Here is a 17206-nt window from a genome sequence, read left to right as displayed (position 1 = left end):
GTTGATTCTTTTCAGTTGTTTATTTTCAACTGTAATATAATTGTCATCTTGGCGAAATACTCTATCGTCGGGCAATATTAGGTAGGTTGAGATGGCAAAGGCCGAATTTTCATTACGCGAAAAAGATAGAAAGCGGCTAGTCAAAGATCGTTTAGTGCGTTTAGCGGTGACGTTTGGCGGTGTTGGCGTGCTTGCGGCATTGGTCTTAATCTTCATTTATCTAGCGATGATGGTACTGCCTCTCTTTTCGGATGCCAAATTTACGCCTAATGTAGCAAGTCAAACTATCACCACTCCAGCTCCGGTTGCGGCGGGTATTGATGATTATGGTGAACACGCTTTTGTTATCTCCCAGCAAGGACAGTTGGACTTTTGGCCATTGTCTCAGCCTTCAGAGCAGCCACAGTTATCGGTTAATTTCGGTCAACAATATAGCTTGTTTTCTCAAATGCCCAGAGCACAAGGCTGGTATGCGTTTGCGGCTAAAAATGGTGACGTTGCCCTTTTTCAGCCACAAATGGCAAGTACTCTGGAAAATGAAGGGCGTCTTTTTACCCCCAAAGTGACGCGTTGGCAGCCAGTTTTCGACCTCTCTTATCCTGATGTTGAGTTGCAAAATTTCACCTTCGCTAAGGGTGAACAAGTGATATTAGCGGGCTACTTTAGCGATCAACGAGTGCGAATCCGTTGGCAAAATAAAGATGCCAGCATTAGCGACTTTCAGTTTGAAACCCCAATAGCCGATGTGCAACAACTGCTATTAACCCCAGATGGCAAAACGCTTTATTTACGTGCTGGCTCTGAGCTCTATGTGGCGAAAAAGCATGGTGATGCATTTATTATTCGAGAAATCGTCGATCTTAGCCAAGGCAAAGAGCAGCACGCGGTGAGCGATATTGACTTGCTATCAGGGGCTTATTCATTGCTCGTGACCCACCAAGATGGCTTAGTGTCACAATGGTTTGATGTCCTGAAAGATGGTCAGCGTCATCTCACTCATATCCGTGAATTTAAACTGGCCGCAGAGCTGCAATTTTTACTGCCAGATACTTACCGCAAAGGTTTTTATAGCTTTTACATTAATGGCACCGTGCAAAGCCACTATACCACGAGCGAAAAGCTGGTGATGTTCAAGCGTGCTTACGAAAAAGTGCCGCAACTTGCGGGCATGGCGAATAACGAGCAATATTTAGTGGCTTTGTCAGGCAATCAATTGAGTGTGGCGCACATTGATAACCCATATCCAGAGATCTCACTCTCTTCGATGTGGCAGAAAGTGTGGTATGAAGGTTACCCAGAAGCGCAATATGTTTGGCAAACGACCTCGGCGAGTGATGAATTTGAAGCCAAGTTTAGTTTAGTACCAATTGCCTTTGGTACTTTAAAAGCCGCGGCTTTTGCCATGATGTTTGCAATTCCAATTGCAGTACTAGGCGCTATATATACCGCTTATTTTATGACAGCCAAGATGCGCCGAGTGGTGAAACCATCAATTGAATTGATGGAAGCGTTGCCAACCGTCATCATCGGTTTCTTAGCCGGTTTATGGTTCGCCCCAATTGTTGAAACGCACCTTGCCGCAGTGGCGGCGTTATTGTTGCTGTTGCCGTTTACCATCGTGGCGATTGGCGCAATGTGGCATTTACTACCAAGTCGCTGGACGCGTCGTTTGCCTAATGGTTGGCATGCGGCGATATTAATGCCGGTGATTGTATTACTAACCGTGGTAATTTTGCAGCAGAGTAGTAACGTAGAAATGTGGCTGTTTGATGGTGATGTGCGTGCTTTTCTCGATCTACAAGGTATCGATTTTGACCAACGTAATGCACTTGTTGTCGGCTTTGCGATGGGGTTTGCGGTAATACCGACCATCTTTACCATTGCTGAAGACGCGATTTTTTCTGTACCTAAGCACTTGTCGGACGGTTCATTGGCTTTGGGTGCGACACCTTGGCAAACCTTAATTTATGTGGTGCTACTCACCGCCAGCCCCGGTATTTTTTCTGCCATTATGATGGGGCTAGGTCGAGCGGTGGGTGAAACCATGATTGTCTTGATGGCAACCGGTAATACGCCCATTCTTGATTGGAATATTTTAGAAGGCATGCGCACCCTTTCCGCGACGATTGCGGTTGAGATGCCAGAGTCAGAAGTCGGTAGTTCTCATTTCCGCTTACTGTTCCTCGCAGCGCTGATCTTGCTTATCTTTACCTTTGCTGTGAACTCGTTAGCCGAATGGGTTCGTCAGCGTTTACGTGAAAAATACCGTGCTTTGTAATGGGCAATTAATAGGAATCAACCAACGTGTTTAAGTGGCTAAAATCAGGCGCACCATGGATCTGGTTAACGGGCGGAGCGGTCAGCATTAGTTTGCTGTCAGTGCTTGGCTTGTTGCTGCTTATTGGCTGGAAAGGGCTCTCGTATTTTTGGCCTGCGCCACTTTACCAATGGACAACCGATGAAGGTCAGATTTTGGTTGGCCAGCTCTATGCTGAAGAATACGTTCCTATCAGTCATTTGAAAGAGATGGACATTAGTTTGCCCCCTCACGTAGAGCAAAGTGGCAAGGTGAAACGCTTACGGATTAAGGTCGCAAATCGTGATATCTATCCGGCTGATTTTATTTCTATTTTAGAAATTGATGTACTAAAGCGTAGCGAACCACAAGGTTGGGCGGTGATAGAGCGAACTCGAGGTGGTGACTTCTATGGGCTACCTATCGCTTATCAACTTGCAGATGGAACCAAGCTAGAACAATATCAATCCGAGCTCAAGCGAGCTCTAAATTACAGCCATTCAGTGCGCGAGCAGATTAATCAGATCATTACGCAAGAGATCCGCGTGATCAGTGCGCAAGCGAATGATTTACGACTTGAAAAGCGTAAATATGAACTTAATCATCCGCAAAACAGCCTTAAAAACGAAGAGTTTATTAATCGCTATACGGCTCAGTCGAATCTCTATAGCCAACGGTTGGCTGAAGCGGAGGCTAAGCTTGATGATTTACGTGCCAAATTAGCCAAACAAGGTTTGTTAGTACAAGATATGACGGGGAAGACGATGTTAATCCCACTGAGTCATATTTTGGATATGTGGTACCCAAATCAAATGACGTTTATGGAAAAAGGCGTCCATTGGGGCAAGCAAGTATGGAAGTTTTTAGCCGATAATCCACGAGAATCAAACTCGGAAGGCGGGGTATTTCCTGCCATGTTTGGTACGGTACTTCTGGTTTTGATTATGTCGGTGATCGTTATGCCTTTAGGGGTGGTTGCCGCGATTTACTTACATGAATATGCCAAGAATAACCTCTTTACGCGGATTATCCGTGTAGCGGTCATTAACTTAGCAGGTGTGCCATCGATCGTTTACGGTGTATTTGGTTTAGGCTTCTTTGTTTATATTTTAGGGGCTTCGATTGATAACGTTTTTTATGCTGAGCAATTACCAGCGCCAACGTTTGGTACGCCGGGGCTATTATGGTCGGCATTGACCCTAGCAGTATTAACCTTGCCGGTAGTAATTGTTGCCACAGAAGAGGGTTTAACACGTATTCCTAACTCAGTGCGTCATGGTTCATTAGCGCTGGGGGCAACTCAGTTTGAGACTATGTGGCGTATCGTTTTACCGATGGCCAGTCCGGCTATTATCACTGGGCTAATTTTAGCGGTTGCCCGTGCCGCCGGTGAAGTAGCACCACTGATGCTGGTGGGGGCGGTAAAATTTGCTTCAAGCCTACCCGTTGATGCACAGTTCCCGTATTTACATTTGGAGCGCAAGTTCATGCACTTAGGTTTTCATATCTATGATGTAGGCTTCCAGACCACCAATATTGAAAGTGCGAGACCTCTGGTTTATGCCACTTCCTTTTTGTTGGTTACGGTGATCATCGGGCTTAACTTAACGGCGATCAGCATCCGTAACAATTTGCGTGAAAAATACCGAACTTTAGGACAAGACTAAACATGTTTTCAGTCAATCAAGCGCTAGGGTACCCAACCCCATTAGATGTGAACAATCTCAGTGATGAGCAAACCGCGATTTCGATCGAAGGGCTTAACTTGTTCTATCAAAATACGCAGGCGTTGAGTGATATTTCGATGCGTATTCCTAAAGGTCAGGTGACGGCGTTTATCGGTCCATCAGGTTGCGGAAAATCGACCTTATTACGCTGCATTAACCGTATGAATGATTTAGTCGAAGGTTGCCGCGTTAATGGCCGTGTGACACTGCATGGTAAAAACGTCTACGAACCAGATGTGGATGTGGCGACGTTGCGTCGTCGTGTGGGGATGGTGTTTCAAAGGCCAAACCCATTCCCTAAATCGATCTATGAAAACGTGGTTTATGGACTTCGTTTACAAGGTATTAAGAAAAGCCGAGTATTAGACGATGCGGTTGAGCGAGCGCTACGAGCAGCGGCACTATGGGATGAAGTCAAAGATCGCTTACATGAAAATGCTTTTGGATTATCAGGTGGTCAGCAGCAGCGATTGGTGATTGCACGTTCGATAGCGATAGAACCTGAAGTATTACTCTTAGATGAGCCGACCTCCGCTTTGGATCCTATTTCGACATTAACCATTGAAGAGCTGATTAACGATCTCAAAACCAAATATACCGTGGTGATCGTGACCCATAACATGCAACAGGCGGCGCGAGTGAGCGACCATACTGCCTTTATTCATATGGGAAAGTTGATCGAGTACTCAGACACGGATTCTATTTTCACTTCGCCATTGAAAAAGCAGACAGAAGACTACATTACTGGTCGGTATGGCTAACATTAGCACCAATGTTGAGTGCTAATAAGCCACTATCACGGCTATGATTGAGAAATACCTACGATCTCTGTTTTTATCTTACAAGGAACTACACTTTATTCATGAACTTTGGACGCCACATTTCAGGTCAATTTAATGTCGAACTAGAGTCGATTCGAACCCATGTTCTTACCATGGGAGGCCTCGTTGAGCAGCAGCTCTCTTTTGCGATGCAAGCATTGCTTAAAGAGGATATGGAACTGGCGAAAAAAGTGGTGCGTGATGATCATAAAGTGAATGCGATGGAAGTGTCGATCGATGAGGCATGCACGCGAATTATTGCCAAGCGTCAGCCCACGGCAAAAGATCTGCGCTTGATTATGGCGATCATCAAAACCATCACGGATCTTGAGCGTATTGGTGATGTTGCGACCAGCATTGCCAAAGTCGCGATGGAAAACCCTTCAACTCGCGAGCATCAATTTAATGTCTCGCTTGAACCATTGTGCCGTCAGGCAGTGAGTATGTTACATCAAGTGTTGGATGCCTTTGCTCGTATGGATGTTGGTGCAGCCGCTGCGGTGTATAAGCTCGATGACCGTTTGGACGCTGAGTATGAAGCGCTGGTGCGCCAGCTGATGGCTTACATGATGGAGGATCCGAAAAATATCCCCCATATCTTACAAGTTATGTGGTCGGCTCGTGCGATTGAGCGTGTTGGTGATCGTTGCCAAAACATCTGCGAGTACATTATTTACTTCGTTAAAGGTAAGGATGTTCGCCATCTTGGTGATCAAAGTATCGATGATGCGCTGCGTTAAAAACGCAGCGTGATACCGGTGCTGAAGGTGGTCGAAAAGTTACTGTTCAAGTAAGTATCTTTCTTATCGACAAAGTTAATGTCAATGCCGGCGCGAAAACCCAGATTGTCGTTCACTTGTAGTACCCAAGCGCCCGCAGTGCTGATCCCCGTGCCGTCTCTGTATTCTCTTGGCGAGAAGAAATAGTGGCGGCTACCTTCATATTCCACTCCACCAATCTCTAATTGAAATCCAACCATAGGTGCTTTGGGTAAGTTATATTGTGCGCCAACACGATAGGTTTTAAGCCGATCTTTGTCAGTTAGAATCTTGGCCGAAGTATGGCTATAACTCACATATAACGCGTCTAACCCAAGCACGTCAGTTATGCCGACTTGTAAACCTCCGCCTAAATTCCCCGAACCCACATATGGGCCTAATTTTAGTTCTGGTGAAATATGCAGCCCTGAAGCAAAGGAGCCAAAACTTGCCAATAGTGTGGTGGCGAATAGTATTTTTTTCATTGTCATACCTTAAAAAGAAAATGCACCACCAATAGTCCAAGTAACTTCAGAATTCGTCATTCCGTAGTAGCTTCCATTGGGTGAAAATAATCCGACCTTGGCATACGGGTAAAAGTGCCAAATTGGTTTCATTGTGCCGATTGAAACTTCCCATTCATTGGCATGGCCTTGATTAAAGTCGATCATGTCTGATTCATCCGTGGCATAGTGGTGTTCATAGCGACCGGATAAATAGATGTGTTGAAAATAACGCGCAATACCCGCATAAGCTGAGTACTTATTGGCATCATCTACCGTAATCCAAGTGAAACCATTGCGTACTCTTTCAGCGGTAACGCCCGCTTTTAGTGAATATTGTTGCCAGTATCGGGTGGCGGATAAATCAACAAGGTGACTTTTGGTTTTTACACCATCAATGTCGGCCATATCATTGAGAAGCCAGTCATCGTATAAGCCATATTCGTAATAAGCGTGGAGTCGCCAATGTGGATTTGGTTGATACTTGTAACCAATACCGACCCCCAACCAGTCATCACTATCAGCGCCAACAAACAGATAGCTTCTTTCTGTTAAAGCAGCGCTTAAGCCAATTTCAACAAAATCCTTTTCAAGAGAAAAATTGACTGCAGCTGAAACGCTACCGGCAAGCCCTAGGCAAGCAATGGCGAGTGAAATCTTGTTCATGCAGCAAGTCCAAAATATGCCCCTAACTCGTTGTTAGGGGCGAAAGGATTATTTATTTAGACGTGAGCGAATCGAATCGCGAATTGACTGACGATCAATACGATCCGCTTCAGGGATTGGACGGTCTGGTACCCCAACACCTGGTTTTGGAGGTAAAGCTCCACAGTTCGCGCCACCATCAGGAGAGCCGCATTCTCCGCCCCATGTTGGCATGTCTTCGCCAAAATCAGGACTTGGACGATCAGGTGTTTGGTCAGTTGGCTTACCAAAATCAGGGTCTACGTTACCATCTACGCCTCCCCAAGTTGGTGGCAGACGGTCCGGCGTCATGTTGTCGTCATTGACCGGAGGCTGTACTGGGGCGAGAGGGATACCAAAGTCAGGATCTATAAGCCCAAAATCTGGGTCAGGTTCATCCGTCATTGGTGGTTGTACTGGCTCCATAGGTATCCCAAAATCGGGATCAACTCCTTCTATTGGAGTATCTGGATGATCTGGAACTACTGGCTCATTCCATACTGGAGGCAAACGGTCAGGAGTTAATTCTGTATCGGTACCAGAACCATTAGTTGAACCAGATGATGAGCAGCCAGCCATCACTAACGAGCTTAGAAGGGTTGCTGCAATAAGCGTCTTTTTCATAGTCATAACCTAAAGTCAGTAAAAATTGGTCACCTTGCCTCGTCCTAAGGCGGTGGAAACTGGCTGACAAACAGGTCAATAAAAATGAACCCTTATCGGTTACTCTTCAGCCTTTCCTTATTCGCCATCCATAACGAAGCAGTGGGAACACGGGCCATGATAGTGATAAGTAATTCATCGCTCTAATGGTTGTGACTTATTGGGGTGATAAGCTTTAGTTATTAGCTATTTGTTCGTTGAGAACATGTAGAACTTGGTCATAGAGCCAGTTTATCAGGGGGTTATGACGATATTTACGATGGTAATAAGCGTAGACAGGGTAATGAAATGGTTGGCCTTTGACGTGTGCCGTCATACTGCGTAACTGCGGGAAGTTATGAATTGGAAATAGGTTCGAATGAGGAAGAAAGAGATCGCTATGAGTGACTACATCGACGGCAGCCATGACAAATTCAGAGCGAAATTTCACGTTGACCTCAATGCCCTCACGTCTCATCACCTCAGCGGCAAGGCTAAAACTCTCATTCCAACCGGGGATGATGATCGAAGCGATGTCATACCCTTGCATATCGTGGGCATCAACGCTGGGTTGATTAACCGGGTGGCCTTGTCGAACAAGAATTTTTGAGGTCAGTTCAACTAGGAGTCGAGAGTAAATGTGCTGAGGGAAATCATTGTCGTAGTTAATCCCAAACAGTACTTCTCCATTTTTGATCTCATCGAAGGTGGTTTTACTCCAACTGATCAATTCGATACTGCAGTTTGGTGCCACTTCCTGCAGACGTTGAAAAAGTGTACCAGATAAACAAGTGAGAACGATGGGGGCAACGGCAATACGCAACGGCATGTCGATGTTTTTTGGGTCGAACTCTTGATTGCGATTTAGACTTGCGGCAAGACCATCGAGATGAGGTGTGATGGCATCAGCCAGATCTTGAGCAAATGGGGTAGGCTCTAAACCGCCATGCACTTTGACAAATAATTCATCGGCAAAGTGATGACGCAGCTTTTGCAGCGCTTGGCTGATCGCCGGCTGTGAGACAAACAGGCGTTTGGAGGCTTTGCGCATATTGCGCTCTTGTGAGAGGACAAGAAACGTTCTCAGTAGGTTTAGGTCTAAACTGTAAAACAGATCTTTGTTCATGCCACTCTCCTTATGTGCCTCCTCATGCTAACACCTGTTTGCGGGCGATTAAATGGGGTTATTGGTTTAACTGGCGGGCAACGGCGGCGATCTTGTTACCATCCGTAACGGGAATGATGAAATCATCAATGGAATTATTACCCATTTTTACCTCATCAGAGAGGGTCTCCATTACGCTAGGGCGAGTCGATTTTCCAGACAGATGCACCTGAGTCACTCCCGTTTGTGTGGTAATCGCAACCACATTGTCCGCAGTTAAACCGGCTCCGGCCATGACCGAAAAACGACCATTGGCTTGTGTGACCATTTGTTTGAGTACAGCGACACCTTGTTCAACATTCGCGGCTAAACCAGAGGTTAAAATACGTTCACAGCCGAGTTGTGCAATTTGCTCAATGGCTTGTTCAATATCGCTACATTGGTCGATAGCGCGATGGAAAGTCACCCCCAAATTGCATTCTGTTGCCGTTGCCACTAAGCGTTCAGCTTGAGGCATGTTGATATGGCCTTGCGCGGTTAAGACACCAAAAACAACGCCTTGCAATCCAGCTTGTGCCGCCGCTTTGATATCCAGTAGCATGGCATCGATATCATCTTGATCGTAAATAAAATCGCCTTGGCGAGGGCGAATCATGGCGTAGACTGGAATCGTAGATAGTGCGGCTGCACGTTGCATAAAGCCAAAGCTTGGGGTTAGGCCACCTAGTGCCAGAGATGAGCAAAGTTCGATGCGATCAGCGCCACCAGCAATTGCGTGATGAAGAGATTCTAAATTATCAATACATACTTCAATTTGGTAAGTCATCAAAGGGACACTCAGGTAGTTAAGATTGAACTATTTTAGCTCAGTGCCGTAGCTTGAATAGGGTAAAAATTTCAGCCTAACATTTCCCATTTCTCGTCGTGTTGAATAGGGGGGATGAAAACAGTACAGGGCGGTAAGATGAGGTCGGTATAAGATCGAGCAGAAATGAAAAAAGCCAACTCAAAGAGCTGGCTTTTTAAACAATATGGTGGAGGGGGACGGATTCGAACCATCGAAGGCGGAGCCGGCAGATTTACAGTCTGCTCCCTTTGGCCACTCGGGAACCCCTCCAGGGTGTTTTCTTACTCTTCGCAAAGTAAGCTTAAATGAGGTTTTCCCAACACATCATTCAAGTTGTTCTCATACTTTAATAAAGCAGAGAGAATATGGTGGAGGGGGACGGATTCGAACCATCGAAGGCGGAGCCGGCAGATTTACAGTCTGCTCCCTTTGGCCACTCGGGAACCCCTCCAGGGTGTTTTCTTACTCTTCACAAAGTAAGCTTAATTGCTGTTTTCCCAACACGACAATCAAGTGGTTTCTCACGATATCTCTTAGAGTATCACAAGAAGAATATGGTGGAGGGGGACGGATTCGAACCATCGAAGGCGGAGCCGGCAGATTTACAGTCTGCTCCCTTTGGCCACTCGGGAACCCCTCCAGGGTATTTTTATACTTAAAAGAAGTTTTCCCAACGCATCTCTCAAGTTCGGAGCGCATCATAGCAAACTCATAAACACTGTAAAGCGTTTTTCTTCTGATTTTGAGTTGAATGATGCCTTTTTGGACAAAGATGCCTGTAATTGAACGTTTTGCTACCAATTGGGGCGAATTTTAATTGCGATGAAGGTTATAGGATTTACATTCCTTGACGTTTCAAGCACGAAATTACGAGTAAAATAAGCTTAGATATTTCTGGATGAATACATAGTAATGAAAAACAAACTGATCTTAACTTTGCTAACGGCTTCTATTTTAAGCTCTTCCCCAACTGTTTTTGCGCGTGGTCCTCAAGGCCCACAAACGATCACAGTGGTGACTGAGCAAGTCCAAACCCATCAAGTTTCTCAATCACTTTCGTTAGTGGGTAAATTGGCAGCAGCGCAATCGGTCATGGTCTCGCCAGAAACCACTGGAAAGGTAGAAACGATCGCTGTGAAAGCCAACCAAGAGGTCAAGAAAGGTCAATTACTGATCCAACTAAATGATGACAAAGCGCGCGCTGCAGTAAAAGAAGCACAGGCTTATCTGAAAGATGAACAGCGTAAGCTGAAAGAATTTCAGCGTTTGGTGAAGCGTAACGCGATTACTCAAACCGAAATTGACGCACAAAAAACCAATGTAGAGATTGCTCAGGCACGTTTAGATGCAGCGAATGCCAATTTAAAAGATCTGCATATCAGCGCCCCGTTCTCGGGCACCATCGGTTTTATCGATTTTAGTCGCGGTAAAATGGTTTCTGCCGGCACTGAGTTATTGTCGTTGGACGATCTTTCCGTGATGCAACTAGATCTACAAGTGCCTGAGCGTTATTTGGCTAAGATAGTGCAAGGTATGCAAGTCACCGCCACCACCAGTGCATGGGGCACTCAAGTATTTCAAGGTGAAGTGGTTGGGATTGATTCACGTATTAATCAAGAAACGCTTAATTTGCGTGTACGGATTCACTTCAACAATAACGATTTGAAATTGAAGCCGGGTATGTTGGTTTCTGCCAATATGGCCTTTCCTGCGATCAATGCCCCGATCATTCCAGTGCAAGCATTGGAATATTCAGGCACTAAACGTTATGTCTACGTGATTGGTGATGACAACCAAGCCAAACGAACTCAAGTCTTGTTAGGTGCGCGCATTGAGAACCAAGTGGTGATCACTGAAGGACTGAATATTGGCGAAAAAATTGTCGTGCAAGGCATTGTCAACATGCGTGATGGCGCGACAGTGAAAGAGCTCGGTAGCGCTGCTAAGCCTGCTGCAGAGCAACAATCGCCAGCAAAAGGTGACAAGTAATGTGGTTGTCTGATGTTTCAGTGAAACGACCAGTCTCAGCACTGGTTCTCAGTTTGCTTTTGTGCGTGTTCGGTATTGTTTCTTTCTCTAAGCTTGCTGTACGAGAAATGCCGGATATCGAAAACCCTGTGGTCTCGGTGAGCACTCGTTATGACGGTGCATCGGCAACCATTATCGAAAGCCAGATCACCTCAAACTTAGAAGAGCAGTTATCGGGTATTAGTGGTATCGATGAAATTTCATCGACCACCCGTAATGGTATGTCACGCATCACCATTACGTTTAACCTTGGTTATGATCTTAATACCGGTGTCAGTGATGTGCGTGATGCGGTTGCTCGTGCCCAGCGTTCACTACCTGAAGAAGCCGACGACCCAATTGTGTACAAGAACAACGGGTCTGGCGAAGCATCGCTGTATATTAATTTGAGTTCATCTGAATTAGACCGTACTCAGCTAACCGATTATGTTGAGCGCGTGTTGATGGACCGCTTTAGCCTGATTTCCGGTGTTAGCTCGGTTGATATCTCCGGTGGCCTGTACAAAGTTATGTACGTTAAGCTCAAGCCTGAGTTGATGGCAGGACGCGGCGTCACCACTTCCGATATTACTCAAGCTCTGCGCAGTGAAAACTTAGAAAGCCCGGGCGGTGAAGTTCGCAACGACCAAACCGTCATGTCAGTGCGCACCGCGCGTACCTATAAAGATGTTGAAGATTTTGAGTATCTGGTTGTACGTCGCGCCAGTGATAACACGCCGATTTATCTAAAAGATGTCGCAGATGTTTACATTGGTGCTGAAAACGAAAACTCGACCTTCAAAAGTGATGGTGTGGTAAACGTTAGCTTAGGCGTTGTACCGCAATCGGATGCCAACCCTCTTGAGGTGGCTCAACTGGTTCATCAAGAAGTAGAGAAGGTACAACAATTTTTGCCAAGCGGAACCCGCCTAGCGATTGACTACGATTCAACGGTCTTTATTGAACGATCAATTGAAGAGGTCTACAGCACGTTATTTGTAACGGGTGGTCTGGTTATTTTAGTGCTGTATATTTTTATTGGTCAGGCTCGTGCAACCTTGATCCCAGCGGTCACGGTGCCGGTTTCATTGATTTCCTCATTTATTGCCGCTTACTTTTTTGGCTTTTCGATCAACTTAATCACGCTTATGGCGCTGATCCTCTCCATCGGTTTAGTGGTGGATGATGCCATTGTGGTGGTGGAGAATATCTTCCACCATATTGAACGCGGTGAAAAACCGTTGTTGGCCGCTTACAAAGGAACGCGTGAAGTTGGCTTTGCGGTTATCGCGACCACCTTGGTATTGGTGATGGTATTTCTACCGATCTCCTTTATGGATGGTATGGTGGGTTTGCTGTTCACTGAATTCTCGGTGTTGTTGGCGATGTCGGTGATCTTCTCTTCATTGATTGCCTTAACATTAACACCTGTATTAGGCAGTAAAATCCTGAAAGCCAATGTCAAACCGAGTCGTTTTAATCTGTTTATTGAACGTATGTTTGCACGACTAGAACAGGGTTATCGCAACCTTCTCACCGCAGCACTAAAAGCGAAATGGGCAGCGCCTGTGGTCATTCTCGCTTGTATGGGCGGCAGTTACGGTTTGATGCAGCAAGTACCTTCGCAATTAACACCTAGCGAAGATCGCGGAGTTATCTTTGCTTTTGTTCGTGGTGCAGATGCAACCAGTTACAACCGCATGTCGGCGAATATGGACATCGTTGAAGATCGTTTGATGCCTTTACTTGGTAAAGGTTTCCTCAAATCCTTTAGTATTCAAACCCCAGCTTTTGGCGGTATGGCAGGTGACCAAACTGGCTTTGTGATCATGATTTTGGACGATTGGAATGATCGTTCTGTCACTGCGCAGCAAGCATTGGGAGAAGTCCGCAAAGCACTATCAGGTATTGCTGATGTACGTGTTTTCCCATTTACACCGGGTTTTAGAGGGGGCTCAAGTGAGCCTGTGCAGTTCGTTTTGGGCGGTGCTGATTATGAAGAGCTTAGAGATTGGTCGGAAAAACTGAAGTTGTTAGCTGAAGAATCACCATTCATGGAAGGGGCTGAAATTAACTACTCAGAGAAAACCCCTGAGCTACTCGTGACGGTTGATAAGCAGCGTGCCGCTGAGTTAGGCATCAGCGTTTCGGAGATATCTGATACGTTAGAAGTGATGTTAGGCGGCAAGCGTGAAACCACCTTTGTTGAGCGTGGTGAAGAGTACGATGTTTATTTACGTGGTGATGAAAACAGTTTTGGTAACGCAACCGATCTGACGCAAATATACATGCGCACCGCTTCTGGTGAATTGGTTACGCTTGATGCTGTGACGAAGATTGAAGAAGTAGCTTCGTCAGTGCGTCTATCTCACTACAACAAGCAAAAAGCGGTGACGATTTCAGCTAACCTTTCTGATGGTTATACCTTAGGTGATGCACTGAATTACTTGGATCAACAAGCCATCGAACTGTTACCAAACGACATTAGTATTAGCTACTCAGGTGAGTCGAAAGATTTCAAAGAAAACCAATCCAGCGTGATGGTGGTGTTCGCGTTAGCACTGTTGGTTGCTTACCTTGTTCTTGCGGCACAATTTGAGAGCTTTATAAACCCGTTGGTGGTGATGTTTACCGTTCCTATGGGGGTATTTGGTGGCTTCTTTGGTCTATTTGTTATGGATCAAGGCTTCAACATCTATAGTCAAATCGGCATGATCATGTTGATTGGTATGGTAACCAAGAATGGTATTTTGATTGTTGAGTTTGCCAACCAACTACGTGATCGTGGTTTGGAGTTTGAAAAAGCGATTATTGATGCATCTGCGCGTCGTTTACGCCCAATCTTGATGACGGCATTTACTACCTTGGCAGGCGCGATTCCACTCATTCTGTCAACCGGAGCTGGTTATGAAAGCCGTGTCGCAGTGGGTACTGTGATCTTCTTTGGTATGGCCTTTGCCACCTTGATTACCCTGTTTGTGATTCCGGCGATGTACCGTCTGATTTCTGGCAGCACTCAAGCGCCAGGTCATGTTGAAGCAGAGTTGAATAAAGAGCTTAACCATGACTTCAAAGGGCGCACTTCACATGGTGAGCTAGGGGATCTTAGTGAACACTAACGTGGCAATTTGAAGATAATAAAAAACCGAGGCGCTGGCCTCGGTTTTTTTAATTAAAGCTTTGTCTCAATCGACGAAAAGAAAACAGGCGAGTTACGCTGCGTCTTCTTCTTGCTCGTCTTGCTCAATATCAGCAACGGCTTCGATTTTTTTCGCTTTCTTTGGTGCAGGACGACGTTTCGCACCAATCGCGTAAAGCAACTCATCTTTGTTTTGCGCTAGGAACATCGCTAAGTCTTCTTGCTTAGCTTCGTCTTCTAAAATGTCACTTTTACCTAGTAGTGCAAACAGCTCGTCTGCTGTATCCAGCATTTTGTCATAAGCATCCGCTTCCGCTTTAGAGGCAAAAGTCATTTTCTCTTCTCCGTTGCGTTCTACTACGTATTTTACGATTACAGCCATGGTTGTTCCTCTAGCTCTAATGAATGTTCAATTACTGGCTGTTTATACAGTTTTTAACCAAGTAAGTCTAGGTGACAGCTCAAAAGTGCGACTTAGATGCTCACCATTTGCGCGTGTCTTCGTTACGGTGCTTTTTGGGGCATCGCCTGTGGTTAGCCTTAATGGCATACCTATGAGGAGGCTTGATCCCATTGGTAGCAAAACTCGATAAAGCGTTTTAGGAGTGGGTTTTGATACTTTTCTTTATGCACCAATAGCCAAAAGCGACGTTTCATATCGAGTGGTAACTCAATCGTGATAACTCGACCATCTTTTATCGCTGGTTCGGCAGCGAGGCGTGAAAGGCAGGCAAGGCCAAGGCCTGCAGAAACACAGTTGATCAGCGCTTCGGTGGTATTGAGCTGAAATGCTTCTTGCCAATGCTCGATGCGCGGAGCGACAGCGCGTAGGAAAAATTCGCGAGAGCCAGAACCTGGCTCACGTAAGATCCAAGCGCTGTTTTCCAAATCGCTCACCGCAGGTACGGTAATGTTCGCCAATGCCGAACTTGGACTACAAATGATGCACATCTCGTCTTGGCTAAACTGGGTTGAGATCAGTTCTGGATGCAGTGTTTTGCCTTCAATGAGCGCAAGATCGAGCTCATAGTCCACCAACTTTTCGCAGATAAGTGCCGAGTTGGAGATAAACAGGCTTTGGGCCTGATGCGTAGTTTGCTGGCGAAAAGCGCTGAGCAAATAAGGCGCGACTTGGTTACCGATGGTATCACTGGCGCCAATGCGCAATTGGCCGGTTAAAGTGGAGTCATCTTCGAGTAACTGTTCGATATCTTGCGCGCGATGCAACAGTTCATCGACCAAAGGCAGTAATTTTTGCCCCTCTTGATTAAGCACCAAGCGTTTATTAACCCGATCAAATAGTGAATGGCCCAGCTGTTTTTCTAGCTCAGCGAGCGCCATACTTACCGCAGCTTTAGAGAGAAACAGCGCTTGTGCCGCTTCGGTTAACGTATCGCAGTGGTTAATGGTCGAAAAAACCTTGAGCTGCTTTAATGAGATATTAACGGCCATAGAGAATTCAACTTCTGAGTTAATGTGGTTGGGGTATGGATTAGTTGAAGTGTCGTTTAGTTTATCTGAACACGTGTTTTGAATAATTAGATATATCTTAACAAAGTGCAAGCGTAGAATGGCGCCATAACAAAGAGATTGAGCGGAGTGTGAGCCATGATCACAGCAACAAAAGCAAAAGTATTCGGTGCGCCAACACCAATGGCAGGATTGGCATTAGGTATTGCAAGCCTTGGTTGGTGTTGGGAGAACGCCGCTGATTTGAATGGCATCGGTCAATTAATCGGTGCCGCGATCGCTTCACTTTTGCTTGTCATTTTAGCGGTGAAATTCCTGCTCCATCGTCATCTTTTATCTGAGGATCTTGCTCACCCTGTAGTGGGTAGCGTGGTGCCTACTTTTGCGATGGCAACCATGGTGGTGTCAAATGCGCTTGGTCATTTTTCTCCTTGGGCGGGGGATGCCCTGTGGTTATTTGCGGTCGCGCTGCATGTGGCGTTTTTAGCCAGCTTTATTTACCACCGCTCACAAGCATTTGAACTGCACCATATGGTACCAAGCTGGTTTGTTCCACCTGTGGGTATTGTGGTGGCGGATGTCTCTTTTTCGGGCAATCCTCATCTGGCTTTTATCGCACAAAGCACATTGATCTTCGGCCTTGTTGCTTATGCCATCATGCTGCCAGCAATGATCTACCGTTTGATCTTCGCGCAAGAAATTCCAGATGCGGCGAAACCAACCTTAGCCATCATGGCTGCACCAGCGAGTCTTTCATTGGCGGGGTATTTAAGCGTAACGAGTGATCCATCACCAGTGATTATCGGCGTGCTGTTTGGTATCGCAGTTTTGATGACCGTAGTGATCTACTTAGCTTTCATTAAATTACTGCGTTTACCTTTTAGTGCTGGTTTTGCGGCGTTCACCTTCCCAATGGTGATTGGTTCTACTGCTCTATTTAAATTGAGTGCTTGGATGAAAAACATCCATGTCGCGGATCATTACATCGCGCAAGTACATGGTTTGGCCGTGGCTGAGTTATGGATTGCAACCATAGTGGTGGGTTATGTTGCCGCGCGTTACTTCCATTTTTATCAGCCACACAAAGTGATGATGCGTCGCGATAAAAAATAATTTATAGCATCAAGTTGGCAGGCAATAAGGCTTTCTCAGTAAGCAACCATAAAGAGCGAAACGCACGGTTTCGCTCTTTGCACAATTAAGCGGC

At 45.8% G+C, this 17206-nt stretch carries 14 protein-coding genes and 3 tRNA genes; 7 read left to right on the top strand and 10 right to left on the bottom strand.

The annotated features are described in order from the left end of the window. Positions 1–91 precede the first annotated feature (91 nt). The 4 genes from RJD38_RS03175 to phoU all read left to right on the top strand — a co-directional run bounded on the left by RJD38_RS03175 (position 92) and on the right by phoU (position 5584). Complete coding sequence (locus tag RJD38_RS03175; RefSeq protein ID WP_065545083.1) at positions 92–2278, top strand: ABC transporter permease subunit; 2187 nt, start codon at positions 92–94, stop codon at positions 2276–2278. A gap of 26 nt (positions 2279–2304) precedes the next feature. After that, a complete protein-coding gene (gene pstA, locus RJD38_RS03170; RefSeq protein ID WP_065545084.1) occupies positions 2305–3963 on the top strand; it encodes a phosphate ABC transporter permease PstA in 1659 nt (552 codons plus the stop codon). 2 nt (positions 3964–3965) lie between these two features. Beyond that, positions 3966–4784, top strand: a complete 819-nt coding sequence (gene pstB, locus RJD38_RS03165) for a phosphate ABC transporter ATP-binding protein PstB (protein WP_005594181.1) — start codon at positions 3966–3968, stop codon at positions 4782–4784. Positions 4785–4885: 101 nt separating this feature from the next. Next, the gene (gene phoU, locus RJD38_RS03160) at positions 4886–5584 is read left to right on the top strand and encodes a phosphate signaling complex protein PhoU (RefSeq protein WP_005594183.1); all 699 of its coding nucleotides are present in this window, start codon (positions 4886–4888) and stop codon (positions 5582–5584) included. Here phoU and RJD38_RS03155 read toward each other — a convergent pair. The 8 genes from RJD38_RS03155 to RJD38_RS03120 form a co-directional block, all read right to left on the bottom strand. Continuing rightward, positions 5581–6087: a hypothetical protein gene (locus RJD38_RS03155; RefSeq protein WP_065545085.1), complete on the bottom strand. Its 507-nt coding sequence runs from the start codon at positions 6085–6087 to the stop codon at positions 5581–5583. The two genes, phoU and RJD38_RS03155, sit on opposite strands and share 4 nt — an antisense overlap. Before the next feature lie 9 nt (positions 6088–6096). Continuing rightward, a complete protein-coding gene (locus RJD38_RS03150) occupies positions 6097–6771 on the bottom strand; it encodes a hypothetical protein (RefSeq protein ID WP_065545086.1) in 675 nt (224 codons plus the stop codon). A gap of 48 nt (positions 6772–6819) precedes the next feature. Next, the gene (locus RJD38_RS03145; protein ID WP_065545087.1) at positions 6820–7413 is read right to left on the bottom strand and encodes a hypothetical protein; all 594 of its coding nucleotides are present in this window, start codon (positions 7411–7413) and stop codon (positions 6820–6822) included. A gap of 214 nt (positions 7414–7627) precedes the next feature. After that, a complete protein-coding gene (locus RJD38_RS03140; protein WP_065545088.1) occupies positions 7628–8557 on the bottom strand; it encodes a LysR family transcriptional regulator in 930 nt (309 codons plus the stop codon). Positions 8558–8615: 58 nt separating this feature from the next. After that, complete coding sequence (locus RJD38_RS03135) at positions 8616–9362, bottom strand: copper homeostasis protein CutC (RefSeq protein ID WP_065545089.1); 747 nt, start codon at positions 9360–9362, stop codon at positions 8616–8618. 206 nt (positions 9363–9568) lie between these two features. Continuing rightward, a tRNA-Tyr gene (locus RJD38_RS03130) sits at positions 9569–9653 on the bottom strand. A gap of 96 nt (positions 9654–9749) precedes the next feature. Continuing rightward, positions 9750–9834 (bottom strand) — tRNA-Tyr (locus tag RJD38_RS03125). Positions 9835–9938: 104 nt separating this feature from the next. After that, positions 9939–10023, bottom strand: a tRNA-Tyr gene (locus RJD38_RS03120). A gap of 272 nt (positions 10024–10295) precedes the next feature. Here RJD38_RS03120 and RJD38_RS03115 point away from each other — a divergent pair. Both RJD38_RS03115 and vexH read left to right on the top strand, forming a co-directional pair. Then, positions 10296–11372, top strand: a complete 1077-nt coding sequence (locus tag RJD38_RS03115) for an efflux RND transporter periplasmic adaptor subunit (protein WP_065545090.1) — start codon at positions 10296–10298, stop codon at positions 11370–11372. Then, on the top strand, positions 11372–14509 hold the full coding sequence (vexH, locus tag RJD38_RS03110) for a vibriobactin export RND transporter permease subunit VexH (RefSeq protein WP_005594190.1): 3138 nt from the start codon (positions 11372–11374) through the stop codon (positions 14507–14509). The genes RJD38_RS03115 and vexH overlap by 1 nt, the downstream gene beginning before the upstream one ends. Positions 14510–14602: 93 nt before the next feature. Here the strand turns inward: vexH and RJD38_RS03105 are convergent, their stop codons facing one another. Both RJD38_RS03105 and RJD38_RS03100 read right to left on the bottom strand, forming a co-directional pair. Beyond that, positions 14603–14911 (bottom strand): YebG family protein, encoded by a 309-nt coding sequence (locus RJD38_RS03105; RefSeq protein ID WP_005594192.1) that lies wholly within the window; start codon positions 14909–14911, stop codon positions 14603–14605. 170 nt (positions 14912–15081) lie between these two features. Next, entirely contained in the window at positions 15082–15981 is a 900-nt protein-coding gene (locus RJD38_RS03100) for a LysR substrate-binding domain-containing protein (RefSeq protein WP_065545091.1), read from the bottom strand. A gap of 156 nt (positions 15982–16137) precedes the next feature. On the opposite strand from RJD38_RS03100, the gene RJD38_RS03095 reads away from it, so the two are divergent. Beyond that, positions 16138–17112: a TDT family transporter gene (locus RJD38_RS03095; RefSeq protein WP_065545092.1), complete on the top strand. Its 975-nt coding sequence runs from the start codon at positions 16138–16140 to the stop codon at positions 17110–17112. Positions 17113–17206: the final 94 nt, after the last annotated feature.

Origin of the sequence: Vibrio scophthalmi, assembly GCF_040869025.1 — a bacterium.
Taxonomy (GTDB): Bacteria; Pseudomonadota; Gammaproteobacteria; order Enterobacterales; family Vibrionaceae; genus Vibrio; species Vibrio scophthalmi.
The sequence above is the reverse complement of the archived record's forward strand: the minus strand, read 5'-3'. Positions and strand labels throughout refer to the sequence as shown.

Excerpts from the sequence above, each read along its gene's own strand:
- RJD38_RS03175 (WP_065545083.1), top strand. The coding sequence starts at position 92 with ATGGCAAAGGCCGAATTTTCATTACGCGAAAAAGATAGAAAGCGGCTA.
- pstB (WP_005594181.1), top strand. The coding sequence starts at position 3,966 with ATGTTTTCAGTCAATCAAGCGCTAGGGTACCCAACCCCATTAGATGTG.
- phoU (WP_005594183.1), top strand. The coding sequence starts at position 4,886 with ATGAACTTTGGACGCCACATTTCAGGTCAATTTAATGTCGAACTAGAG.
- RJD38_RS03155 (WP_065545085.1), bottom strand. The coding sequence starts at position 6,087 with ATGAAAAAAATACTATTCGCCACCACACTATTGGCAAGTTTTGGCTCC.
- RJD38_RS03150 (WP_065545086.1), bottom strand. The coding sequence starts at position 6,771 with ATGAACAAGATTTCACTCGCCATTGCTTGCCTAGGGCTTGCCGGTAGC.
- RJD38_RS03145 (WP_065545087.1), bottom strand. The coding sequence starts at position 7,413 with ATGAAAAAGACGCTTATTGCAGCAACCCTTCTAAGCTCGTTAGTGATG.
- RJD38_RS03140 (WP_065545088.1), bottom strand. The coding sequence starts at position 8,557 with ATGAACAAAGATCTGTTTTACAGTTTAGACCTAAACCTACTGAGAACG.
- RJD38_RS03135 (WP_065545089.1), bottom strand. The coding sequence starts at position 9,362 with ATGACTTACCAAATTGAAGTATGTATTGATAATTTAGAATCTCTTCAT.
- RJD38_RS03115 (WP_065545090.1), top strand. The coding sequence starts at position 10,296 with ATGAAAAACAAACTGATCTTAACTTTGCTAACGGCTTCTATTTTAAGC.
- vexH (WP_005594190.1), top strand. The coding sequence starts at position 11,372 with ATGTGGTTGTCTGATGTTTCAGTGAAACGACCAGTCTCAGCACTGGTT.
- RJD38_RS03105 (WP_005594192.1), bottom strand. The coding sequence starts at position 14,911 with ATGGCTGTAATCGTAAAATACGTAGTAGAACGCAACGGAGAAGAGAAA.
- RJD38_RS03100 (WP_065545091.1), bottom strand. The coding sequence starts at position 15,981 with ATGGCCGTTAATATCTCATTAAAGCAGCTCAAGGTTTTTTCGACCATT.
- RJD38_RS03095 (WP_065545092.1), top strand. The coding sequence starts at position 16,138 with ATGATCACAGCAACAAAAGCAAAAGTATTCGGTGCGCCAACACCAATG.